Origin of the sequence: Paenibacillus sp. FSL L8-0470, assembly GCF_038008625.1 — a bacterium.
Taxonomy (GTDB): domain Bacteria; phylum Bacillota; class Bacilli; order Paenibacillales; family Paenibacillaceae; genus Paenibacillus_AQ.
The window spans coordinates 2,867,844-2,891,622 of the sequence record NZ_JBBOZM010000001.1; the positions used below are offsets into that span (position 1 = coordinate 2,867,844).

A 23,779-nucleotide genomic window follows, 5' to 3' on the forward strand; every position below is an offset into this window, starting at 1 on the left:
TAGAAACTGGAGGGAAACACATGCGTGAGCTATTGATTTACCAGTCCAAGGGTGAAGGCGAGCTATTCCAGAAACAGTCTCCGGAGCAGCTGCTGCCTGCTCTTTCGGGAGTGGAGATTAGTGTAGTTGCCCTTGATGACAACCTAACCTACCAGCAGATGGATGGCTTCGGTGCTTCCTTTACGGATTCGGCTGCTTATCTGATCCATCAGGTGCTGGATGCGGAGCAGCAAGCAGAGGTCATGACCAAGCTGTTCGATCCGCAGGACGGAATTGGCCTGTCTGTATTAAGAAATCCGATGGGGGCATCCGATTATGCCCGAACCTTATACAGCTATAATGATCTGCCTGAACAGGAAACCGATCCGGAGCTGGCCCGTTTTTCAGTGGCTCATGATGAAGAGGATATCATCCCTTTACTGCAGCAGGCCTTGAAGCTGAATCCGGCAATCAAGCTGTTTGCTTCACCTTGGAGTGCTCCCGGCTGGATGAAAACGAATAGATCGATGAAAGCCGGACAATTGAAAAAAGAACATTACGGCACCTATGCGAACTATTTCGTGCGTTACATTCAGGCCTATGCTGACAAAGGGCTGCCAATTTATGCGGTCACCCCGCAAAATGAACCCTTATACGAACCGACACATTACCCAAGTATGCTGATGCAACCCGAGGTGCAAATTGATTTTATTAAAAATCATTTAAAACCCGCATTTATAGCACATCAGCTGGAGACAAAAATTCTTAGCTATGATCACAACTGGGACCGCCCCGACTATCCTCTGACAGTATTAGAGCAGGCGAACGAAGAGGTAGACGGTGTGGCCTGGCACTGGTACGGCGGGCAACCGTCGGCCCAATCGGAGGTTTTTGAAGCCTTTGCCGGCAAAGAGGTTCATTTTACCGAAGGCTCAGGGGGAGAATGGATTCCGCCGTTTGAGCAGGCCTTCTCGAATGTCATGCGGACCGGGATTGAAATTCTAAAACATCACAGCAAATCGTTTATCCTGTGGAATATGGCACTGGATGAACATAACGGCCCTACGGTCCCAGGCTTTGGCACAAGCACCTGCCGCGGAATCGTGCAGGTCAACCAGCAGACCCGGGAGCTGGTGTATACGCTGGATTATTACGCGCTGGCTCATTTCAGCAAAATTATCCGCCCGCAAGCGGTGCGCATTGCATCCGCTTCGGGCAACGAGGTGATTCGTTCCGTTGCCTTCAAGAATACGGACCAGTCCATTGCTGCCGTGCTGTTCAATGACAGCGGGAAGGCGGAGAATGTTGCTGTGAAGCTGCAGGGAAGAGAGTTGTTAACCTTCCGTCTGGAGGCCAAGAATGCCTTGTCCATCCTGATCAGCGACAGCGTTGAATAAGCGAGCAGAAGCTGGGTCCTATCGGCTCCTTAGGGAGCGAACCGGCGAGAGAATATTCTCGCCGGTTTATTTCTGTACCGTAAACCGTGTAAACTCAGGTAGAGGATAAGTGACTGTTTATTGTAAAGGAGAGATGAGATGCTGCATTATAAAATCCGGCTCATGGAAGAGCTGGATGCGCGGGAAATCGTGAAATGGAGCTATGAAGCGCCGTATGCGATGTACAATCTGTCTGACGATCCTGAAGACATTCAAGAACTGCTGGACGGCTCCTATTATGCTGTGATCAGCCCTGAGAATGAACTGGCCGGGTTTTTCTGTTACGGGCGCAACGCGCAGGTTCCCGGTGGAATCCGTGAGGGTTTGTACATAGGTGACAAGGTGCTCGATATCGGTCTTGGCTTAAAGCCGGAACTCACCGGAGAAGGCAAAGGGCGCGATTTTCTGGAATCCGGTATGGAATTTGCCCGGCGGAAGTACGGCCCTGAGCGATTCAGATTAAGCGTGGCCGCGTTTAATAAGCGGGCCATTGCTTTATATAACAGTGTTGGCTTTAAGCCGGCAGGGGAGTTCGTAAATAACAATGGAAAACACGAAATGGTGTTTATGTTGATGGAGTGTCCAAGCTGATACCGAACCGGTCAAATCCCTGCAAATTTGCACTAGGGCAAAAAATATGTTCTAATTTTAGTATATTCTAAACCCCAGCTTTTTTGTTGCATATACATGTAGTACCCTGAGACGAACATAAGGTCTTGGCCAATTTACAGAGGAGGCGATGGTATGTTTAAGAAATTGCTGAAAAAGGTAATTCATTCCGTTGAGCATTCCCAGCATAAACACTCTAGCAGCAAACGGGGAAGGCAAGGGTATGCCCGTCATTCCAGCTCCGATAAGAAAACACAGGTTTACCGTCATTCCAGCAGTGACAGACCAAGATCCCGGGGAGGCTCTTCCTCGGACTACCGTCATGGCAGCGGTCATAAAGGGCATAAATATTATAAGAATAGATACGGCAGCCATTCGAGCTGAGCGGTTAAGACTTCAGCCCGGGGAGGTTTGCCGATAGTTCGGAGACAAACTCGGAGGTGCTCTGATAAGGTACACCTTCACCGAGCAGCCTGATGAGAATAAGCTCCAGCTGTGGTGAGAGCTCAAGCTCCTCCATCCAGTTGCCTTCAGCTGCACCGGATGTGGGGCTGAAACGGGAGTAGAGCATGAACAGCATTAGATGTCCGATATCAAATAGATCACCTTGTATGGTTGCAGGCTTCGACGGCGTTATGCTGTTGGAGCCTGTTTGTGTTTGCTGCCGGGCTGCTGTGTTATTACCGCCGATCAGCGCAGCTAATCCAAAGTCGATCAAATAGAGGTCTTCACCCCGCATAATCACATTTGGAATGCGGATATCCAGATGAACAAAACCCTTTGAGTGAACATATTGCACACGTTTCATAAGCTCCAGTGTCCACTTCACCGTGTCCTGTTCTCCAAAAGTCCGGCTATCTGCAAAGATCAGATCCTCTAAGGTTTGGCCTTCCACATAATCTGTCACCAGCCAATAGGAGCGGTTCTCGCTGAAATAATCGCGGCAGGCCGGGATGAAGGGATGCTCCAGCTGTGAAATGACCTCCCGTTCCCAGGCCAGCATCTTTTGGCCGATTCCTTTCTTGCTCGGCTTGGCCTGCTTCACAGCTACAATCTGCTGCTCCTGTTCGTCCATACACTGGTAAGTAATTCCGTAGCTGCCAATGCCAATTTGTGCTATTATTCTGTACCGCTTACCGATAAAACTGCCTTTCTCCAGTGGATAGTCCGCCCATGCCTGCAGGAAGCTTTTCAGATATTTATACACGTTGATGTTACCTCGTCTTCTTCATTTCTCATGATTTATAAATTATATCATTGGCCTTGGGGCATCTGCCATTCCCGCTGCTGAACGGTCAGTTATCAGAACATTCAGAGAGAAATTGTGTCCGGTGTCAGTAAAATATATAATGAAAGAGTAAACGCAGCTAAGAACAGAGACGGCAGCGGCGAAGCAAGGCGGGCATCATACATACCAAAGGAGAAATTTAATGTGAATGAGAAGCTGAAGAAGGCATATGAACGAGTGGGATTGTCTGAAAACGTATCCAGAGAAGAGATAAATAAACGGTTTGATCTGCTGCTTAAACGGCGGCGTTCCAAAGCTTCCGATGATGAAAGGTCGGCGCCGGAGGAAGATTTTCAGGCCTTCAAGTTTATATTGGATAGTCTGGACGAGCAGGAGATTCAGGAAGCCGAACAGCAGAGACTGGCGAAATACGGCAAGCTTTCCGGTTTTGCGAGTAAATGGGAACGGTTTATGCGCCTGTACAAGACACATGTAATTGTATCCATTATTATCGTTATTGTACTGGCTGTAGGCGGGAACGCGCTCTATAACAATTGGCAGCATAAGAAATATCTCGCCTCTCTGCCCCCGGTTGATGCGGAAATCATGTTCCTGGGCAATTTCGGGGTTCAGGACCCGGATGGCAAGACGGATGATCTGGAAAAGGCAGTTATCGCCCAATACCCTGATTGGAAGCGGGTGGAGGCCAGTATCGTTTATCTCCCGCAAACAGGACCCGGTTCGGATACGTTTGATATGAACTACATGCAGAAGGCCGTTGTAGAACTGGCGGCGAATCAGCCGGATGTTCTCATTCTGGATGAAGCAACCCTGGAATGGATCGGAGGGCAGGATGGCTTCGGGAATCTGGAGGCCGTCGTAGCAGACGGGGCAATTGCCAAAGACGATTCACGGCTGAAATGGGGGAAGAATGAAGAAAGCGGACAGGAGGAGCTGTACGGAGTAGACATTACAGACTCACCGTTTGTTTCCGCGCTTCCACTCAACCACAATTCCAAAAACATCATCATTGGGGTCCTTGGTGAAGATGAAAACAAGGACAAGCTCATTTCGTTCATCGAGAAGATCGCCGGGAAGTCAGCCGCTCAAAAATAAGCCTTGAGGTTCTCTGAAGCTTCGATTGTATAGAACAAACCGTTATTGTGCTGCTTTGTGCAGCGCGATAACGGTTTGTTACAATAGGCAAACAAAAACCGTGCCACCTTATACAGGGCACGGTTTTGTTATGCGTATACCAAGCAGGTAGCAGGTTGAGGGACGCATATTCAGTCAGGGAATTACAGCCCTGCCTGTGCAGTCCTACAGCCCGGCTTGTCCTACTGTTCCAGGCGGTAACCGCCATGAAATACAGGGCCGACATATTGATTGAAGGCGTAACCGCTGCGGATGGCTGCGGAGACGAAATCCTTCGCTTTGACTACTGCGTCATGCACGGACAGGCCGTTCGCCAGGCCGCCGGTAATGGCAGCTGCAAACGTGCAGCCTGCTCCGTGATTGTATGCAGGTTCAATCTTGGCGGTCTCAAGTACAGTATATTCGGAGCCGTCGAAGAAGACGTCAATCGCAAGGTCTCCACCTAGCGCTTTCCCGCCTTTGACAACAACATTTTGGGTTCCCAGTAAATGGATCAGGCGTGCAGCCTCTTTCATTTCTTCAATCGTTGTGAGCTTGCCCAGTCCGGAGAGCACCCCTGCTTCAAACAGGTTAGGAGTGGCTACGGTAGCCAGCGGCAGCAGCAGATCGCGGATGGCATTTGCGCTCTCCGGGTTCAGCACCTCGTCTTCACCTTTGCAGACCATAACCGGGTCAATGACCACATTGGTCTGGAGGTTTTCCTTGATCGCTTTTTCCGCAACAAGCACAATATCCACACTGCCCAACATCCCTGTCTTCATCGCGTCCACAGGTCCGCCGGCAAAGATAGTTTTCAGTTGCTCCGCCACGATGGAAGAGTCAATCGGGTAGACATTATGGTGCCAGCCATTATCCGGGTCCATGGTGACAATGGTCGTTAAAGCGCTGAAGCCGTAGGTGCCATACTCCTCAAAGGTTTTTAAATCAGCTTGAATGCCTGCGCCTCCACTGGAGTCACTGCCGGCAATGGTTAGGGTTTTTATGATCTTTGACAAAGGTAACGTCTCCTTCTTGTATATGAAATTCTAAAGCCTGATTCAGAGGGAATCATTTTAAACTCTTTCGATATTATAACAAAAAACACCGCCAGCGTCCTCAAAAAAGCACACTGCGCTTGTTTCACTCCGGGCTTTCGCCTTAGGGTCAGTGGTGAATGCGGAAATGTCATAGGTAGGAGCAAGGGTTCCATTCCTGCTGCGGTGCATATCAATATAGGAGAAAAGCGTGTGCTCACAAAACTTTGAGGAGGGTACCATGATAGAAATCAGCTTATGCATGATTGTCCGCAACGAGGAGAATAGCCTGCCCCGCTGCCTGTCTTCGGTAGGGGCGATTGCTGATGAAATCATCATTGTGGATACCGGGTCAACGGACAACACCAAAGAGATCGCATTGTCCTATGGGGCGGTTATTTATGATTTTACCTGGATTGATGATTTCTCAGCCGCCCGCAATTTTGCTTTCAGCAAAGCTACCAAGCAATATATCTTCTGGCTGGATGCCGATGACTACCTGAAGGACGTGGATCATGCACGGTTCAGGGAGCTGAAGCACAGCTTGCCAGACGGTGTGGACAGTGTGAACATGCAGTACAATCTGGCTTTTGACGAAGAGGGGAGAGTCGTCACCTCTTTGCGCCGCAACCGGCTGGTCCGCAGAAGCTGCAATTTCAAGTGGATAGGTCCGGTGCACGAGTATCTGGAGGTCTACGGGCCCGCTTACAGCAGTGATGTCTGCATCACTCATGAAAAAGACAAAGTATACACGGACCGCAATTTGCGGATTTATCAGAAACGTGTCGCGGAGGGTGAGGTATTCTCGCCGCGCGACCAGTATTATTATGCCAACGAGCTGCGCGACCATGGAATTTATGAGGAAGCCTGCCGCTATTATGAGCTGTTCCTCGACGGAGGTTTGGGCTGGGTTGAAGATAATTACCAGGCCTGTCTCAGGCTGGCTGAATGCCGGGAGCGGCTGGGAGACAGGGAGGGAGCCTTCCAGTCGTTATGCCGCACGCTGCAGTATGATACCCCCCGGGCGGAGTTTTGCTGCCGGCTAGGTGCCTGGCATGTAGAGAAAGGCCAGCTGCTCCCGGCTGTCTACTGGTATGAGCTTGCGATTAAACTCCCGCGGAATAATGATTCTATGGGTGTGAAGAACGAGGCGTTTGCCACCTGGGTACCGAATCTTCAGCTTGCTTTATGTTATGACCGGCTGGGCCAGCGCGAGAAAGCTAATCTATTCAATGAAGCCGCTTTGCTTTATCATCCCGTCCATCCCAGTATGCTCTACAACCGCAATTATTTCAAAAATGTGCTCGGAGACAATTATGTAGAGCTGCATTCACGGGAAGCTGCCGAGAAGGAAGCGGAATAACGTGTTGCCCGCCCAGCTCCTTGGCCGCTATGCCCTTTGAATAAGGGGCTTTTGAGCAGACCTGCTTGCACTTTGCGGCTGCATCCGGACTCCAATGCAGCTATTTCGGATAAAAAGCATCATTCAGCGGGGAATCGGACCTCATGGACGTTATGCTCTACATTTGGCGATAAATAGCCGCCTTTTGGCGAGAATAACGGCTATGCAGTCCGCCGGCAAGGAATACAGCACGTTCCTGGTAAGATTGCGGCTCCTGAGTCCGGTAGACACAGCAAACCTAATAAGCCAGTTTACTGGAACAGCATTTTCTGAATGCAGGAGACAGAACCATCTGTTCCGCCAGCTGCCTGCGGTAGTTTCCAGCCCATAATCCCTGAAGAGGCGGCAAAAGGCCCGCTGCATCTATCCTATGCAGCAGGCCTTTTAGACTTTAATGACTGTGTGCAGCCTGTCCGGTGCTGTCCACCAGCAGCTGGGGTTCACTGCTTCGGATGAAATCCAGCACCTTATCAAAGATGATGCGGTGTCCTTCTTTATTGGGATGAATTCCGTCCCGGCAGATGAACTTGGTGAAATCCGGCTGCTGGAGAAAAGCGCCCCGGACATCAATAATTTTGGTTCGGGTGCTCTCGGCGACCTTGATTATCGTGGAATTGTATCTTTCCTGCCACCAGTAGATTTTAGTGATGCTGCCGAGCCATTTCAGAATATTCACTTCCGACGCCGGGTTGTTTCCGCTGACCCATTTGAAATAGCTGTCCGCATCCAGCGGAGGGAGACTCATCAGAATAGGCATAATCCCCTGGCTCTTCAGGAAATCAATCATATCCAGCAGCATTTTTTCGAATGCCGTAAAATCGGTCTTGGGGTTATGCTCTGCCTCAGGGTTATTCATAATTTCCTCCCAATGAAAGTCGCAGTCATTTCCCCCGTATTCGATCAGTACCACATCCGGTTTCTCCTTCAGCACATCCCGTTTCAGATTGCCGAAGCCCTTGAGCAGTGTGTTGCCGAATCTGGCCGTATTGCGCAGCGCGCCCTTCAGATTGCCCTGAAGCAGCGACACGTAATTTTCTTCCAGAATGACATATTTGCTTCTCGCTTCATCATAGACCACCCCTTTGGAGATGGAATCGCCGCTCACCATATATTTAAACTCAGGCACGGCAGTTTGTTTGTCCGATACGTTCATATGACTAGCCTCACCTCCGATAGCTATATTGTATTTAATCTTAGTGTAATCCATTCGTCCAAGGATTGCCTATGTATATATGTCATGGATTTAGGGGCTGAAGAGGTCCAGTCACTTCTTTAATAATGCCATATCCTATATAGAGTTAAATTTGTGACAAGGAGGCGTTTTGTAATGACCCAGGTTGTTGATTTCAGTAAAAGCTCAATATCCAGCTTCAGCCAGTCGATTTCCGTGCCGATCCTTGGTGCTCCTTCAAGCAATACACTGACCCAGTTTGGACTCGCGACAGCGCAGGGAGGCAGTGTCCTGCTTAATGCTTCGGTTGGCGTTGAAAATACACTCGGAAGTCCGGACCTGCTGTTCACGATTTTGCGCGGGGCAGCCGCTATTTTCACAATTCGGGCAAGTGCACTGAACGCCGGACAGTTTGACCCGATCAGTTTCTCCTTTGTGGATGCCAATGTGCCTGCCGGATATTTTGCCTATACACTGACTGTCTCGATTGTTAACAATGCTGCGCTTAATTCTGCAAATCTGGTAGGTCCTGTAGATTTCTCAGGACTATCGTTGGTGTGACGCCATGACACAACTCATTGATTTCGGAAAAAGCATCCCGGCGAGCTTCAGCCAGTCCGCATCATTGCCCGTAAACAGCTTGCCTAACAGCACTGTTCTGGGACAATTCGGTTTATCTGTAGGCGCTAACGGCTCAGTTTTGCTTCAAGCCACCATCGGCCTTCAAAGCAGTGGACCAAACAGCTCCGACATTATTTTTACAATCTCGCGCAATGCGGTGCAGGTTTTCACCATTCGATCCAGCGGGCTGGCAGTAAACGACTTTGAAGCCGTTCATTTCTCTTTTGCAGATAGCGGAATCTCTGCCGGATATTATGGATATGCTTTAACCGCTTCTTCAATCGGTACGGTGAACCCGCCGGTTATTATCGGGCCGCTTTTATTCTCGGGGCTTTCTATACTTTAACTTTTGGAGGCTGCCGGAGTAATCATGCTCCTGGCAGTTTTTTTATACTCCAGACCGTTATTATTAATTTCCGTTTACTCACCGGTTGGGCAAAGTTTTCTCTCATTGGACAAATAATATCCACATACACATGAATGGAATTGTATTATTCCTGATTACGAAGGAGGGGCTGTGCGTTGTCCTGCGGGAAACTCTCTGCTTGCAGCAGACGGAAAGGAGTTCAGAAAATATGCCCTTTACAACGGGGGCGGTTTACAACCCGCCGGCCGGACTCAACCATATCGACCGAATACAGATTTCGTGCCTGAATGATTCGATTGTATCCTCAATTAACATCAATTACCAAATTTTTCATTTCCGGGGCAGCAATTTTACCCGCGTCCCGGTGGGCGAGGCCTTATTTCAGGTCAATCCCCAGCAGTTAGTCGTTCAGACCTTTTCTGTGAATCTCGCTGATTATTATGAAGCCCAGATCAATTTCTATAGTGCTGTTAATACTATCGTGAATGTGTTTGCTTTGGACGCTGCAGGGAATGTCCTGGAAAACATTCTGCAGCCGGAGCTTACATACATTGACCGCTTAACAATTATCTCTACTTAAAAATGGGGTGATACGAATTGGTGAATGTCAATGTTACCGCCGGGCTTCCGGGCAATCATATTGAACCTTCCATCGCAGTCAATACGTTGAGTCCGAATATTCTGTGCGCGGTGGCGGTGGATGACAGCACAGGTACAGCTTTGACCGGATTCTACAGGTCTATTGACGGGGGGCAGACATGGTCAGCTACTATTCTGCCGCAGGCTCCGGGGTATATGAGTGCTGAAGCACCCACCATAGACTATACGTTTCCGAATACCTTTATTGTTGCCGTTCATTTTTTTAATGAGTTCCATGACGGTACCATTGCGACCTATACCTCTTTCGACAACGGCGCGACCTTTAACCCCCCTGTTATTGTCCGGCGGGGTTTTGGTCTCTATATCCACAATGATGAGCCATTTCTTGCCGTGGACCGCTCACCCTCCAGTCCGTACCTGGGAAATGCCTATGTAGGCTACACGCCGCTTTATGATCTAGCATTGAACTCTGCGATCTTCTTTCAACGTTCCTTGGATCAGGGAGTTAGCTGGGAACCTCCGCAGCGTATATCAGATCCGAGAGGGAGGCTTGAGCGTGCTGCTCTGGCAGTCGGACTCGCCGGTGAGGTATACGTCGGTTATATTCAGCTTGGGGCGGGACCTAAATATGCCTATATCCGGGTTTCACTGGATGGCGGAGTCACCTTTAATCCTCCGGTTACCCGTGGAGCTACATTTATTGCCAATACAGTGCCTGTGCCAAGTCCGCTGCCCGTACCGAATTATGCTTTCCGAGTGCAGACGAATCTCAGCCTCGGGACGGATATCTCAGCCGGACCCTTTGGCGGGTTTGTGTATGCGGTCTGGAATGATTTCCGGCTGGGGTATGCAGACATCTTTTTCTCGCGGTCGCAAGATGGCTTACTCTGGTCCCAGCCGGTCAACATTACGGGCGCACCGCCAGGCTCGCAGAATTTTTCACCATCGATTACGGTGTCACCTTCCAACGGAACAGTGCGGGTAATTTATTATACGAACCGTCTGGATGGTTTCCTGCTGGATGTCTTTGTGGCGGAATCCATCAACAGCGGCTTGTCCTTTGTGAACCGGCGAGTAACGGATGTGTCCACAAATCCGAACGGGAATTCACCTACACCCGTTCCGCTAATCGGTGATTACATTACAGCGGCAACGATCTTCCCGGATACACTGGGAGCTGTATGGAACGACACGCGGCTTGGAAAACAGGATGTTATTTTCGGGAATTGAACATATGTATGTAAGCCGCAACAGCATAAACAGCAGCTCAACGCCACAATCGGGCAGCTGCGCTGCTGTTTTGCTTTTGAGGAAATCGTTATTACCTGCCTGCCCTAAAGCTGTTCATCCTACGCACCAGTGCGGACTTGGGCTGATTGTCAACAGGTGTGCCTTGGAGGAAATTTTTGATACTCTGTTCCATGATTCTGACGCTGTTCTCCCAGGTCCAGCCGACAGAATCATTTTCTCCCTGCATGGCTAACCGGGCTCTGAGCAGATGATCCTGGCTCAGGCGGATAACATCCTCGGCGAGCCGGTTCTCGTGCCGGAAGGAGAGCAGACAATTCTCTTCATGGCGTGCATATTCCAGATTGCCGCCGGAGTACACGGAGACGAGCGCCGCTCCGCAGCGCATAGCTTCCAGTCCCGGAAGGGACCCGGTATCGAAAATGCTGGAGCTGACAAAAATATCCGCACCATTGTAGTGATAGCAGAGCTCTTCATCATTCTGAGGTGTGAAGAAGCGGTATTTGCCGCTGGCCTTCATCTGCTGCAGGGAATCCGAGGTATAGAATTCATCCGGCGGACTGATGAAGTTGATGTTTACACCGGGAAGATTCTGTTTGACGATATCCAGCTGCTGTACCAGATAATCCTGTTCGCGATGCCAGGAGAAGCCGTTCTCAACCTTGCGCAGAATAGCGGTAATGTTCAGCGGCTCCTGCAGTTTGTGGCGGATACGCATATTATTAAAGGAGGAGCTGATGCCGACAGGCACAATACTTCCTGAAATCCCATGATTTAATTCAATCAATTCCTTCTGCCACTGTGATAGAACGATCAGCTTGCCGGTGGTATGATAACTGGGAAAGGATACATGATTTTCCGGCAAAAAAAGCGGCTCGTAACATAAGGACAGGCGTACATGAATTCCCTTTCCATTCTTGCTGGCGGCTTCGGCCACAGGCACAGTGGTATAGAAATTGGAAACAATGACATCGCTGGCGGGAAAGTCAGTTTCACGCAGCACCGTGTGGTCGGTGCGGAGCAGGGTGGAGTGGATCTCATAGGAGATGTCCCCCTCCAGCGGCATGAGAATCACAACCTGGTGGCCCAAAGCTGTCAGACCGTTGGTAAGCTCCACCAGCATCCGTTGTGCCCCGCCATGGCATAAGGTGAGAATGGGGAATGTGAACCTCATCGATGATCGCCTCCCTTCTGGAGAATCCAGCATCAGCAGCGATGCTTGTTGTATACTATTTTATTCAGAAGGGCAGGAAAAGTACCGGGTATCCGGTCATTAATCAAAATGAGGATGAGTGAAGAGCCGAGAGCTGGTCCGTTGTCCGGAAGCTCGCGGCTGCAGGAGGAAGACGCGCATCTTTTGAACTGGAAGCTTTACAATTAATCAATTCCCGAGAGCGGTCAGCAGGGCAACTGTTTCCCGAATTTCAGGTAGAGTGATTTCCTCCAGGGAGACATCAATCATAGGCTTGAAGGTCTGAAGCTTTTGCAGGAATTCAGCAGTGTGGAACAGCCCCTGGCCCGCTTTTCCGTGACGGACATGGTTCCCTTCGCGGTAGATATCCTTCAAGTGGGCCAGGATCATCCGGTCACCCAGCAGACTGAAGGCGCTGTCCACAATTTCATCCTGCCGGGACACCTCGTAACCGATCCAATTGCAGGGGTCGAACACGACGCCTATGGAGCTGGAAGGCACCTCATCCAATAGGCGGCGCATTTTTTGCGGGGTGGATAAGGTGTGGGTACTGACGCCTTCGATCCCCAGAAATACGCCCCATTTCTCCGCTTCCTCGGCCAATTCTTCCACCGTAGTCCGCAGCGTTTCCCAACCGATCTCCTCGTAACGGTAAGGCTCTATCTCTTTAAACGTATGCAGGTCCCCGGTTTCTGTAGCTACCATCGGTGCGCCGAACTGTCTGGCAAACTGCAAGTGTTCCTTGAAACGGTCGATTTCTGCCCTGCGGACCACCGGGTCCGGATGAACGGGGTTGATGTAGCAGCCGAGAACACCGATACGGATTCCTGCCTTGTCGAATTGCTCGCCGATATAATTGGCCAAGCCGGGACTCAGTTTGCCGGGGGAAGTGTCGATATCCTGTATTGCCTTGGACAGAGCGAGCTGCACGAAGCTAATATTGTGGGCCTGCAGTGTGGAGGTTAAGGTCTGGAGCGGCAGACAACCTGCTGAATGCGCCAAAGTTCCGTATCGAATGATGAACATCTCCTTTTGAATTCTCTGGATTTATATTATTATTACTATTAATATTAATAACGCTTACAAGAACTTGCAATAACAAAGACTACGACTAGGAGATTATGCTATGAATACTATTGAACTGCGTAAGCAGGAACTGGAAAACTGCCGTCCTGAACCGACACTTGATGCACAGTCAGCCGACAATTACTGGGATGGAATCCTTGCGGAATATGAACAGAAGCCGCTGCACATTACCACTGTTCCCGAAGAAACTCCCTATCCGGGCATGGAGGTTAACAAAGTCAGCTTCAAGGGATTTGATGAAACCACGGTGCATGCCTGGCATATTCAGCCGTCCTGGAATGCAGAAGCCCGGCAGGCGCTGCCCTGTATCGTTACATTTCCGGGTTATACCGGGGACCGGGGATACCCGGAACGTTATGCCTCATGGGTGCTTCTCGGCTATGCTGTTCTGGCTGTAGATGTGCGGGGCCAGCTGGGTGAGACGGGAAACCTGCTGCCCCAGAGCAGCGGTGTTGCCAAAGGCTGGATCACCCAGGGGATCCTGGAGAAGGAGCACTCCTACTACATGGCTGCGGCGATGGATGCCGTCCGGGCCGTGGATACCGCCGCGCAGCTGCCCGGCATAGATCCCTCACGCATCGCTGTTACCGGCGGCAGCCAGGGAGGCGGGCTTTCCCTGCTGGCAGGCGCGCTGAACCCGCGTGTCGCTGCGGTCGCTGCCGACATTCCGAATCTTTGCCGGTTGGATTTCGGGGTGCTGAATTCAACCAGCTCTTTGACAGAGATCGCCGATTATATCAGGCGATACCCGGAGCATCTGGAACGCATTCTGCATAATCTTGCCTATTTCGATATTGTGAATCTGGCGCACCGCTTTACTGCACCTGTAATGATGTCTGTCGGCTGGAAGGACACGGTATGTATGCCGGAAACGATCTATGCTGCGTATAACCGCCTTACGGCGCCCAAAGAAATTTGGGATTACCCGTTCTCCGGACATGAGGTCGGCGAGTTCCATAACCGTCAGAAGGCGATATTTTTTCAGCGGCATTTGGGGGCAGCCCAGGATTAGTCTACAATTACAGGAGGGATCGCTAATGGAAAAGGACGGAAACAAGCTTCCCGCAGAACTCGTAGCGGACCATTTCAAATACAGCAAAGAGAATGAGAGGCTGGTGCAGAAGAGCTTCTGGAGCAAAACCAGAAAATTCGCCGGCAAAATTCCTTTTACCAAAGATGCGATTGCGATGTACTATTGCGCCATTGACGCCAAAACTCCATTGTGGGCAAAAGGTATTGCCTTCGGAGCATTAGCCTATTTCATCTCTCCGATTGATGCTATTCCTGATGCCTTGCTCGGTCTGGGACTGACAGATGACGCAGCTATTATTGCGGCAGGCATTCGGGCAATCGCCGGACAGGTAACGGATGTACACCGGGAGAAGTCAGAGGTTTTCTTCAACGGGGATAAATAAAGCAGTTCATACAAAAAAAGGTGCAGCATCAAGCCTGCACCCCTAATTCTGAATCAACTAGGGCAGCTTTCTTTGGAAAGCTGTTTTATTTTGTATTCCTCGCCCCAATCCCTCATCAGCATAATGATCGGGATCAGTGTCCGGCCGAATTCAGTCAGGGAATACTCGACCTTTGGCGGCACTTGATGGTAGACCTCGCGGTGCACCACTCCGTCTTCCTCCAGCTCGCGGAGCTGCAAGGTCAGCATCCGCTGGGTAATGCCGGGACAGATACGGCGGAATTCATTGAACCGTTTCTTGTCGTCCATTAAATGGTATAGAAGCACACCCTTCCATTTGCCGCCAATAACGTCGAGCGTAAATTCTACGGGGCACGCTGTTTCGTTGCCGTCCGGGCATTGGCCAAATCCGCCTTTTCGATCTCGCATCCGGGGATCACTCCTATAGTATCAATTTGTATACTACATAACAAAAATGTGCGTACTATAAATTCCATTATATATACTTTAATATTATGCTTGTAAGCCATAATCAGTCAAACTTAACTTGTCCAGTTATAGAAAGGGAGTATGTAAAATGGAAGCCAGTGCGATAGCAGCAGCCAAGCATGAAATCCTATCCGCCTTTGAATTCAGACATGCGACGAAAGTGTTTGACAGCAGCCGGAAAATCAGCGAAGATGATTTTCAGTTTATTCTAGAGACAGGACGGTTGTCTCCAAGCTCCTTCGGGTTTGAGCCCTGGCGGTTTGTTGTGGTGCAGAACCCGGAAATCCGCGAGAAGCTGCGCCCCTTTGCCTGGGGGGCCCAAGGACAATTGCCAACCGCCAGCCATTTTGTGCTGATCTTGTCCAGACAACCCGGCGATATGGCCGCCGGATCGGATCATATCCGGCGTATGATGGCGCAGGTGCAGAACCTGCCGCCCGAAGCTGCTGAAGGTAAGCAGCAGACTTACGATACTTTCTTGAAAGTCGACTTTGGGCTGAAAGACAATGAACGGGCCATGTTCGAGTGGGGGGCCCGCCAGACGTATTTGGCTCTCGGCAATATGATGACCGCCGCAGCGATGATCGGCATCGATTCCTGCCCGATAGAAGGCTTCGACAAGGCGAAGCTTGAAGAGGTACTGGCTGCTGAAGGTATTATGGACCCTGAGCATTTTGGGATATCCTGTATGGTGGCCTTTGGTTACCGGATCAATGAGCCGCGCGGGAAAACTCGGCAAACTGCCGGGCAAGTGATTCAGTGGGTGTAATGTAAAGAGGTGTAATGTAAATAGAAAAAACCTCTCCATGTGAGCGGCAGTGTGAGAACACGATCCCGCTCTGGAGAGGTTTCTTTTTAGGATATAAGGATTTATTTTGATCTACACTCATGAAAATACATAGAAGCTTCGAAAAATAATTGAAAATTTACTGAAAGTTCTGCTACTCTAATATAGTCAGTATTTTTACATAGGATATTCATTTTAAGACTGAAGGGATTCCTGCATCATGAAAATCATCCGCATTATTGCCGAGGTCGGAATATTGTACGCGTTCTATCTGGCCGGAGACTATCTGCAAAAGCTGTTGCATCTCCCGGTTCCGGGCAGTATTGTCGGGCTTCTGCTTCTGTTTATATTGCTGCTCTGCAAAATCGTGCCGCTCAAGCTGATTGAGAATGGCTCCTCCTTTATTCTGGCCTATCTTCCGATGTTCTTCATTCCGGCGACTGCCGGGATTATGAACCACCTCGATATTTTCAGCGGCAGAGGACTCCTGCTGATTGCCATTCTCGTGGTGAGCAGTGTGCTGACCATGGTCGTAACGGCCCATTCCAGCCAGTGGTTCACCGGCCGCAGCGCCAGACGCAGAAACAGCTACCGCGCCGGAAGCCTTAGAGAGAAGGGGAAGGAAGCATGAGATTTTTGCTCGCAGTTGGCTTTATCCTGCTTAATGTGGGAATTTATCTCCTGATGTCCATGCTTTACAAACGTTATCGTTTCCCCGTACTTCTACCGGCCCTGACGGCAACCTTTACAGTGGTTGTGCTGCTGATGGGCTTTCATATTTCCTACGACACTTATATGATCGGCGGCGAGTGGATCAACAAGCTGCTTGGACCTGCAGTTGTTTCTCTCGCTTACCCGTTGTACAAACAGCGTCATGTGTTGTGGCAGAACCTTCCCGCAGTGCTTGGGGGTACGGTAACCGGACTTCTGGTCGGGATGTTCAGCGGCCTGCTGATGGCGGCAGGAATGGGGTTTTCCAAATTATATGTTCTTTCAGTCCTGCCGAAATCGATTACGACTGCTGTAGCGATTCAAATCTCCAGCAATCTGGGCGGAGATTCCTCGTTGACTTCCGTATTTGTGATGATTGCCGGATTCACCGGAGCCATCGGCGGTCCTTACATCATCAAGCTGTTCCGCATCCGGGGCGAGTCCGGCATCGGGATCGGTCTGGGCACGGCTTCACATGCACTTGGTACGGCAAAAGCCTTGGAATATGGCGAACAGTCCGTCTCCATGAGTTCCGTAGCGATGACGGTGTGCGCTATCGTCGGCTCCATTATCGGACCGCTCGTGGCCTGGATCATGTATCATTAATACCTCTGGACTAGCCGTTCACCTGCAGCCGGATCACATTCCAGGAAGCCTTGGGAAGCAGGGCGCTTACGCGTCCGCCGTCTGCTGTGGCAGTGCCGCGGTCATGCGGCAGGACCGTCCCGGGGTTGCTTCGGGTGTTCGTTGCATGAATATCCTCATGTTCCAGTACGGTATGCTGGAGCACGGTAACAGCCCCGAAGCTGCGCAGGTCCACAGCTAGCTCCAAGCCTTCTGCCAGATGGCGGTTAACGGCAAACACAGTTACCTCGTTCAGCTCTTCGTTGTACACACTGATTGCTTCCAGATAGGGAACATCGGTGAAATCCTTGGAATCATATTTCGGACTGGAAATGAGCGGGTGCAAAACGGTCCCGCGGCCATAGACGGAAGCATGCATATAAGGATAGTACGTGGTCTGCAGCCAGAGCGGACCGCCGTTTTCGGTCATAATGGGTGCAATGACATTAATAAGCTGGGCAATGCAGGCCATCTTCACCCGGTCCGCGTGCTTCAGCAGAGAGATTAGACAGCAGCCCACAACAAGCGCATCCTCCAGCGTGTACACATCCTCGAATTCCGGCGGGGCGACCTGCCAATGCTGCTCGGCGCGGCTTGAACCCTGGGACTTCCACACATTCCATTCATCCATGGAGAGATAAATCTTTTTCCTGCTCTTTTTCTTGGCCTTGATATAATCGCATACAGCGGCTACACTGTCGATAAACTGGTCCATATCCAGGGAGCGGGCCAGGAAATTGGGGGTATCATCTTCATTGTTATTGTAATAGGTATGCAAAGACAAGAAATCCACATTATCGTAGGTGAGATCCAGCACAGTAGCTTCCCACTCGGCGAAGGTGTTCATCCCGCTGCCTGAGCTGCCGCAGGCGACAAGCTCAAGCGAAGGATCCACCCAGCGCATGGCTTTGGCTGTTTCATTGGCAAGGCGCCCGTATTCAACTGCCGTCTTGGCCCCGATCTGCCATGGACCATCCATTTCATTGCCGAGACACCAGGTTTTAAAGGCATGCGGGGCTGCATAACCGTGGGAGATCCGCAGATCACTCCAGTAAGAGCCGGAGGGATGGTTGCAATACTCGACCAGATTTCTGGCCGCATCGATCCCGCGGGTACCGAGATTGACGGCCATCATAACTTCGGAACCTGCCAGCTTAGCCCACTCTGCAAATTCATTAGTACCCATTTGATTGGTTTCGGTCGTCCACCAGGCGAGTTCAAGAGAGCGCTTACGCTCAGCCTTGGGACCAACTCCATCTTCCCAGTTGTAGCCTGAGACGAAGTTTCCGCCGGGATAACGGATAATCGGGACATTGAGCGTGCGGATGGCCTGCAGGGCATCTCCGCGGAAGCCGTTCTCATCTGCTGTTGGATGTCCTGGTTCGTAAATACCGCCATAGACAGCCCGTCCCAGATGTTCAATGAAAGAACCGTAGACCCGCGGGTCCACCTCAGCCAGCTTAAAATCCTTATCGACAATCATCGAGGATTGTATCGTCATGAATTTCCTGCTCCTTTGTTTAGGATTAATGATTATATTAATCCGTTGAAGTAATGACTGATTACATAATACGTATATCAAGCTATACTAAGCAATATAAATATTAAGGATTAATAAAAATGTTAATTCAATTACGGATAATGGAGGATGGGATATGTATTTAACAACGGATTCAGAATCCCTTAAGGTCTATGAAGCGCTGGCCAGTGAGGTCAGACTGCGGATTATTGAACTGCTTGGCACGCAGGAAATGCATATTAAAGAGCTGGCAGCCAGACTTTATCTCAGCAGTGCAATTGTGAGCTCCCATGTCGCCAAGCTCCAAAAGGCAGGAATTGTAAGCTCGCAAATGAAGCGAATCGACGGAGGGACCTACAAGTTCTGTTCACTGTCAGCCAATTTCCTGCAGATTAAGCTGTCGGGTTCAAAGGGGATCGCCAGAAAAGTGGTCGAGGTGTCGGTGCCTGTCGGACATTATACCGATCTGCAAGCTTCGCCGACCTGCGGTATTGCCACAACGGAAAAGCTGATCGGGTATTATGATGATCCGCGTTATTTTCTAGATCCGGAACGGGTAGATGCGGGGATTTTATGGTTTGCCAAAGGTTACGCCGAGTACAAGGTTCCTAACTATCTTTTTATGGACCAGACGGTTCAGGAAATCGAGATCTCTATGGAAATCGGCTCAGAGGCACCGCATGTGAACGAGAAATGGCCTTCGGACATCAGCTTTACCTTGAATGGTATGGAGCTGGGGAAATGGACCAGTCCCGGTGACTTCGGGGTAATGAGAGGACGCCTTACTCCGGCTTGGTGGAACTCGGATGTCAACCAATATGGGCTGCTCAAGGTCCTAAGGATTAATAAAGGCGGTACATATGTGGACGGACAGCAGATCTCTGCGGTCACTATTGAAGATGCGGGTTGGGAGCAGGATCACTGGATCTTCCGGCTTACTGCGGAGGACACCACCCGAAGGCGGGGCGGTTTAACCCTGTTTGGCCGCGGATTCGGGAATTATGAGCAGGACATTGTCTTCCGGGTATATTACGAATAGCCGATGTGCAATAATTCAGGATTATCCTGCAAAATGTTTGCAAACCAGGTCAACGGGTAACTATAACTATGTGGCCCAAAAAAGTCTAGGAGGAATTCACATGTCAGATCACACGCAAAACGAAGCGGATCTCCGCAATAAAGAAAACAAAGACGGTGATTCTCTCGCCGAGCGCAAAAAGATGGAGAATGGCGTCGATATCGAACCGGAGGCTGATGACTGGGTGGCTAAACCTGCAGAATCGGCGCATCCAGACCCGCTCCCCAAAAATTAATCCAAGTGAGCTGCCAAAGCAGACTATCCTTTCGGGGATAGTCTGTATTTTAGCTTAGGAAATAAACAATTTCCTGGAGCTGTTCCATGGAATTTCTGCAGGGACAGCGCTTGAGTTTCATGGACGCTACAAGCTACACCTTTTATCCCAATTCGGTCTGTGAATAATTCAGCTTGTATTCCTTGGGACTCATTCCTGTGTATTTGGAGAACACATGGGTGAAATAAGCAGGGGTCTCAATACCGACTGCTTCCGCAACTTCAAATACTTTACTCGCCGGATTCCTGAGTAGTTTCTTGGCCATTTCAATCCGGTACTTGTTGATCACGTCGATGATGGACTCACCGGTAACTTTTTTGTACAGGCGGCTGAGGTAGCTGCTGTTAATGTGGATATGGTCGGCAATAATCTGCAGATTCAGGTTCTGGTTGTAATGCTCCCTTATATATTTCTGGCATTCGATAACGATGTAATTGGGCTGTCTGTCATTCAGCGCCATTGCCTTTGAGCAGCTTCGGATCAGGCGCTTGAGGATATCTGCCAACAGCTGAATGCTCTTGCTCTCCTGGATTTGCTTATACACTGCGGATTGACTTTCATCCATCTCCGGCGCGAAGGGCTGACTGGTGCTCAGCAGACGGAAACAGTAGGAACCGATAAGCAGACAGGCTACCTTTACATTCCCGATAGGCTCTTTAATGCTTCTGTAACTCTCCAGCAGCTGATCCAGCCGCTGGATTGCCTGATCGCTTTGTCCTTGCTGCAGATATCCGACAATTTGCTCAGCAGCGTGATGGGGAGGAGCTCCGGGAGTAACTATCTGGTTCGAATGAGGCATATAAACAGCCACATAATTATCGTTATAAAAGCTGCCTTGCAGCGCCTCTTTGGCCTCAAGGTAAGCCCTTGACAGCGTCAGCACATCCCGGTGTATCAAGCTGATGCCGATATTGACATGGCATTGCCTGAAGTTCTCCGCCATGGCAAGGATTTCATTGCTAATCGTGAGCAGGGCTTGTGTGGAGACTGCTGCATTGCCGCCGCTCATGGAGACAATAGCCAGCAGGGTGTTTTTTTCCATGGCCATAATATAAGAAGGTTGTTCCCCGAAGGCCAGTGCAAGGAATTGGCGGATGGAGGCCAGGAACCGGTAATGGTCATTCGCCGGGGCACCGGCATAGGCATAGGGGCCTGCCCCCGCCATCTCCTTAACCTCCATATAGACCGCGAAATAGTTCTCTAATTGCAGGCCCAGCTCGCTTGAGCGGCTGATTAAACCGGCTTCGTCGCTGATCAAGCCGTCGACGGCCTCCTTCAGAAATTTTTCACTGATTTCGGACAGATTGTCGTTGAGCTTGCTCTCCAGCTGCCTAACCTTCTGCTTCTGCTCCCGGTCCTTTTCCAGCAGCCGCGTGGCCTTTTCAATGGCCCTAGGAATCTGCTCAGTGGGATTGGTCTTGACTACAAAATCGACTACCTCATATTGAATGGCCGTTTGGGCATAGGAGAAGTCTGCGAAGGCAGTAAGAATAATAACCTTAATCTGCGGAAAGTGTTGGTGCACATAATCCGATAAAGCAAGACCATCCATCCCTGGCATACGGATATCCGTTACAATAATATCGATATCATAATAGCCCAGCAGCTCTGCGGCTTCCATCCCGTTGGATGCCTCACAAATGACCTCGCATTGAAGAACATCCCAATCAATAAAGCACTTCAGCCCTTTTTTGATAACAGGCTCATCATCAACAATCATGACCTTATACATGTTATAGTTCCCCCTGATCTGCCGGTATGTGCAGGGTGACTTTGGCTCCTGCCCCAAGTTCGCTCTCGACATTAATTCCATAAGGCTCGCCGTAGATCAGCATAACCCGTTTATGCGTGTTAATCAGGCCAATATTGTTGTGGCCTTGTTTGCGCATGGTGAGGCTTTCGAAATTACTCCAATTCCGGGGCACATGCTCAAATCCGCTGCCATTATCCGTGATCTCAAAATAGACTGAATCGTTCCGGCGGTAAATGCGGATGTGGATGATTCCCTTGCCCAGCTTTTTTTCTACACCGTGAACCACGGCATTTTCCACCAGGGGTTCAACACTCAGCTTGGGAAGCAGCAGATCCAATATGGCATCATCCTCGATCTGGACCGAATACTCCAGTTTGTCCTCAAACCTTTCTTTTTGCAGATAAAGATAAAATCTGATGAAGTCCAGTTCCTGACGAATCGGGATTTTGGCCAGACTGTTCGAATTAATACTTGCCTGAAGCAGTTCTGTAAGGGAGGTTACCATTTTGTAAACGGTCTCATCTTTGGATAATTTCGCTTTGTAGCCGATGGTAATTAACGTATTGAACAGAAAATGAGGATTCATCTGAGCCTGCAGGAATTTGATCTCTGACTCCTTGACCAGCAAATGCTTCTCATACACTTCCTTGATGAGATAATTGATTTCGTCCGTCATGTTGTTGAAGGTGGTACTCAACTGATTGAGCTCCACATCTTTGTAGGCCGGCATCTTTGTGTTGTAATCCCCTTTCTTTACCTTTCGGATACTCCGCAGCAGATCACGGACGACCCGGGTAAAGCGAAGAGACAGCAGAACGCCTGCTGCAAGCGATACGAAAGCAATCAGCGCGATAATCCAAATATAATTGCGCATGCTCCCGGACAATTTGGCGAGTACCTGCTTCTTGGGAATGCCTGCAATAAAGGTAAGCCCTGTGGTGCCGATGCTACGGGAAGCTGCCAGGTAGATCTCCTGGTTTAGCTTCACTTCACTTACTTCTGTATTATCCTTCAGCTCCAACACGTCAGGAGAAACGATGGAACCCAGCTCCTGCTTATGGGCACTGGAATAGATGACTCCCCGGTTATCAATAATGTAGGCCATAGCGCCCGGGAAGGCGAGCAGCCCGGAATATTCTTCTGCCAAATCTGCTTCATTCGTGCCGAAGATCAGCACAAGGCGCTGCTCGGGAAGGTTGATATTGGACATCACCCGTATGAAATAGAGGGTGGGGTCACCGAGGCTTGGCGTAAGAATTTCCTTGCCGCGAACCATTCTGCCATTAACCGATTGATAGACAGCGAGATTGTTCATATTAATTTGCTCAATATTTGGCGGTGACTTTAGAACGGATACATAGTTGTCGGTATCAAAAAACACATAGGCCGTTGATAGCAGGCTGATATTCCAAGCATTGTTGAACATAAGGCTGTACTTCAAATCCTCTTCCATTTCACTTTTATTGACGAATTTCTTGTAGAAGTCATCGCTCAGAGACACATCGTCGATTAACCAGTTTCTTAACATTTTATTGGAGAGGAAATGCAGGGAGGTATTATCAATAATTTGGAAGGACTTCTCAATATTATCGTTGGTCTGGCGGATCAGAAGGGACAGATTATCATTGGCATTTCTCGTTAGAATCTGGGAAATGTTCCAATAGAAATAGCAGCCGGCGAATGTCATCGGCAGAAGAATCAGCAGAAAGATGATGATTACAATTTTATTCCTTACCGGAATGCTGGTGAAACATCCGGAAATGTGGCGAAGGCTGAACCGCTGCAGGATCTGATCTTTGGGCATGCAGGTTGCTCCTTGGTTGATGATTCTATAGTACAGCCATTATATAATCATTTCATTGTGGCGGATAGCCGAGCAGACTGAAATACAGCCTTTTCCGGCCAGATAGTAAAGAAAACGATAAAGAGTTAAAGAAATCTGAAAACCCTTTCATTCATCCCGCTGCCTTGCCTTATTTGCTCAAGATATTATAAAAGATCATACGGAAAAACGAATTCATTC

Annotated in this window: 25 protein-coding genes; 16 read left to right on the forward strand and 9 right to left on the reverse strand. The window is 49.7% G+C overall.

All coding sequences use genetic code 11. From position 1 onward, the window contains the following. Positions 1-20 precede the first annotated feature (20 nt). The 3 genes from NST99_RS12860 (at position 21) to NST99_RS12870 (ending at position 2,408) form a co-directional block, all read left to right on the forward strand. The gene (locus tag NST99_RS12860; protein ID WP_341092165.1) at positions 21-1,376 is read left to right on the forward strand and encodes a glycoside hydrolase family 30 protein; all 1,356 of its coding nucleotides are present in this window, start codon (positions 21-23) and stop codon (positions 1,374-1,376) included. Between the two features lie 138 nt (positions 1,377-1,514). Beyond that, positions 1,515-2,006, forward strand: a complete 492-nt coding sequence (locus NST99_RS12865) for a GNAT family N-acetyltransferase (protein ID WP_341092166.1) — start codon at positions 1,515-1,517, stop codon at positions 2,004-2,006. Between the two features lie 153 nt (positions 2,007-2,159). Beyond that, positions 2,160-2,408: a hypothetical protein gene (locus NST99_RS12870; RefSeq protein ID WP_341092167.1), complete on the forward strand. Its 249-nt coding sequence runs from the start codon at positions 2,160-2,162 to the stop codon at positions 2,406-2,408. 4 nt (positions 2,409-2,412) lie between these two features. Here the strand turns inward: NST99_RS12870 and NST99_RS12875 are convergent, their stop codons facing one another. Further along, on the reverse strand, positions 2,413-3,231 hold the full coding sequence (locus NST99_RS12875) for a serine/threonine protein kinase (protein WP_341092169.1): 819 nt from the start codon (positions 3,229-3,231) through the stop codon (positions 2,413-2,415). Positions 3,232-3,456: 225 nt separating this feature from the next. On the opposite strand from NST99_RS12875, the gene NST99_RS12880 reads away from it, so the two are divergent. Further along, complete coding sequence (locus NST99_RS12880; protein WP_341092171.1) at positions 3,457-4,368, forward strand: hypothetical protein; 912 nt, start codon at positions 3,457-3,459, stop codon at positions 4,366-4,368. Positions 4,369-4,589: 221 nt separating this feature from the next. On the opposite strand, the gene thiD is transcribed toward NST99_RS12880, so the two are convergent. Then, positions 4,590-5,402 carry a bifunctional hydroxymethylpyrimidine kinase/phosphomethylpyrimidine kinase gene (gene thiD / locus NST99_RS12885; protein WP_038590041.1) on the reverse strand — a complete coding sequence of 271 codons (813 nt, stop codon included), beginning with the start codon at positions 5,400-5,402 and terminating at the stop codon, positions 4,590-4,592. 259 nt (positions 5,403-5,661) lie between these two features. Between thiD and NST99_RS12890 the strand changes: the two genes are divergently transcribed. Continuing rightward, entirely contained in the window at positions 5,662-6,783 is a 1,122-nt protein-coding gene (locus NST99_RS12890) for a tetratricopeptide repeat-containing glycosyltransferase family 2 protein (protein WP_341092173.1), read from the forward strand. A 430-nt stretch (positions 6,784-7,213) separates the two neighbouring features. Here the strand turns inward: NST99_RS12890 and NST99_RS12895 are convergent, their stop codons facing one another. After that, entirely contained in the window at positions 7,214-7,975 is a 762-nt protein-coding gene (locus NST99_RS12895) for an SGNH/GDSL hydrolase family protein (RefSeq protein ID WP_341092174.1), read from the reverse strand. A 174-nt stretch (positions 7,976-8,149) separates the two neighbouring features. Here NST99_RS12895 and NST99_RS12900 point away from each other — a divergent pair, with 174 nt between their 5' ends. From NST99_RS12900 to NST99_RS12915, 4 genes are all read left to right on the forward strand, one after another. Continuing rightward, complete coding sequence (locus tag NST99_RS12900) at positions 8,150-8,554, forward strand: hypothetical protein (RefSeq protein ID WP_341092176.1); 405 nt, start codon at positions 8,150-8,152, stop codon at positions 8,552-8,554. A 4-nt stretch (positions 8,555-8,558) separates the two neighbouring features. Continuing rightward, entirely contained in the window at positions 8,559-8,960 is a 402-nt protein-coding gene (locus NST99_RS12905) for a hypothetical protein (RefSeq protein ID WP_341092178.1), read from the forward strand. A gap of 229 nt (positions 8,961-9,189) precedes the next feature. Then, positions 9,190-9,561: a hypothetical protein gene (locus NST99_RS12910; RefSeq protein WP_341092180.1), complete on the forward strand. Its 372-nt coding sequence runs from the start codon at positions 9,190-9,192 to the stop codon at positions 9,559-9,561. 20 nt (positions 9,562-9,581) lie between these two features. Continuing rightward, positions 9,582-10,811: an exo-alpha-sialidase gene (locus NST99_RS12915; protein ID WP_341092181.1), complete on the forward strand. Its 1,230-nt coding sequence runs from the start codon at positions 9,582-9,584 to the stop codon at positions 10,809-10,811. A gap of 91 nt (positions 10,812-10,902) precedes the next feature. On the opposite strand, the gene NST99_RS12920 is transcribed toward NST99_RS12915, so the two are convergent. Beyond that, positions 10,903-12,003, reverse strand: a complete 1,101-nt coding sequence (locus NST99_RS12920; RefSeq protein WP_341092182.1) for a glycosyltransferase family 4 protein — start codon at positions 12,001-12,003, stop codon at positions 10,903-10,905. Positions 12,004-12,210: 207 nt separating this feature from the next. After that, entirely contained in the window at positions 12,211-13,047 is an 837-nt protein-coding gene (locus tag NST99_RS12925; protein WP_341092185.1) for a sugar phosphate isomerase/epimerase family protein, read from the reverse strand. A gap of 100 nt (positions 13,048-13,147) precedes the next feature. On the opposite strand from NST99_RS12925, the gene NST99_RS12930 reads away from it, so the two are divergent. Continuing rightward, positions 13,148-14,119 (forward strand): acetylxylan esterase, encoded by a 972-nt coding sequence (locus NST99_RS12930; protein WP_341092187.1) that lies wholly within the window; start codon positions 13,148-13,150, stop codon positions 14,117-14,119. A gap of 25 nt (positions 14,120-14,144) precedes the next feature. Then, the gene (locus NST99_RS12935) at positions 14,145-14,522 is read left to right on the forward strand and encodes a YkvA family protein (RefSeq protein ID WP_341092189.1); all 378 of its coding nucleotides are present in this window, start codon (positions 14,145-14,147) and stop codon (positions 14,520-14,522) included. Between the two features lie 53 nt (positions 14,523-14,575). Here NST99_RS12935 and NST99_RS12940 read toward each other — a convergent pair whose 3' ends face one another. After that, a complete protein-coding gene (locus tag NST99_RS12940; protein ID WP_038590065.1) occupies positions 14,576-14,950 on the reverse strand; it encodes a winged helix-turn-helix transcriptional regulator in 375 nt (124 codons plus the stop codon). Positions 14,951-15,098: 148 nt separating this feature from the next. Between NST99_RS12940 and NST99_RS12945 the strand changes: the two genes are divergently transcribed. The 3 genes from NST99_RS12945 (at position 15,099) to NST99_RS12955 (ending at position 17,114) form a co-directional block, all read left to right on the forward strand. Next, a complete protein-coding gene (locus tag NST99_RS12945) occupies positions 15,099-15,779 on the forward strand; it encodes an NAD(P)H-dependent oxidoreductase (RefSeq protein WP_341092192.1) in 681 nt (226 codons plus the stop codon). 238 nt (positions 15,780-16,017) lie between these two features. Next, the gene (locus NST99_RS12950; protein ID WP_341092194.1) at positions 16,018-16,428 is read left to right on the forward strand and encodes a CidA/LrgA family protein; all 411 of its coding nucleotides are present in this window, start codon (positions 16,018-16,020) and stop codon (positions 16,426-16,428) included. Beyond that, positions 16,425-17,114, forward strand: coding sequence for an LrgB family protein (locus NST99_RS12955; RefSeq protein WP_038590072.1), 690 nt, complete (start codon positions 16,425-16,427; stop codon positions 17,112-17,114). The genes NST99_RS12950 and NST99_RS12955 overlap by 4 nt, the downstream gene beginning before the upstream one ends. A 10-nt stretch (positions 17,115-17,124) precedes the next feature. Here the strand turns inward: NST99_RS12955 and arfA are convergent, their stop codons facing one another. Next, entirely contained in the window at positions 17,125-18,633 is a 1,509-nt protein-coding gene (arfA, locus tag NST99_RS12960; RefSeq protein ID WP_341092195.1) for an arabinosylfuranosidase ArfA, read from the reverse strand. A gap of 154 nt (positions 18,634-18,787) precedes the next feature. On the opposite strand from arfA, the gene NST99_RS12965 reads away from it, so the two are divergent. Together NST99_RS12965 and NST99_RS12970 are read left to right on the forward strand one after the other, a co-directional pair. Further along, a complete protein-coding gene (locus NST99_RS12965; RefSeq protein ID WP_341092199.1) occupies positions 18,788-19,690 on the forward strand; it encodes an ArsR/SmtB family transcription factor in 903 nt (300 codons plus the stop codon). A gap of 100 nt (positions 19,691-19,790) precedes the next feature. Next, positions 19,791-19,964 (forward strand): hypothetical protein, encoded by a 174-nt coding sequence (locus NST99_RS12970; protein ID WP_173139976.1) that lies wholly within the window; start codon positions 19,791-19,793, stop codon positions 19,962-19,964. Positions 19,965-20,106: 142 nt separating this feature from the next. Here the strand turns inward: NST99_RS12970 and NST99_RS12975 are convergent, their stop codons facing one another. Both NST99_RS12975 and NST99_RS12980 read right to left on the reverse strand, forming a co-directional pair. Continuing rightward, entirely contained in the window at positions 20,107-21,735 is a 1,629-nt protein-coding gene (locus NST99_RS12975; protein WP_341092200.1) for a response regulator, read from the reverse strand. A 1-nt stretch (position 21,736) separates the two neighbouring features. Beyond that, a complete protein-coding gene (locus tag NST99_RS12980) occupies positions 21,737-23,560 on the reverse strand; it encodes a sensor histidine kinase (RefSeq protein ID WP_341092202.1) in 1,824 nt (607 codons plus the stop codon). Between the last annotated feature and the right edge of the window lie 219 nt (positions 23,561-23,779).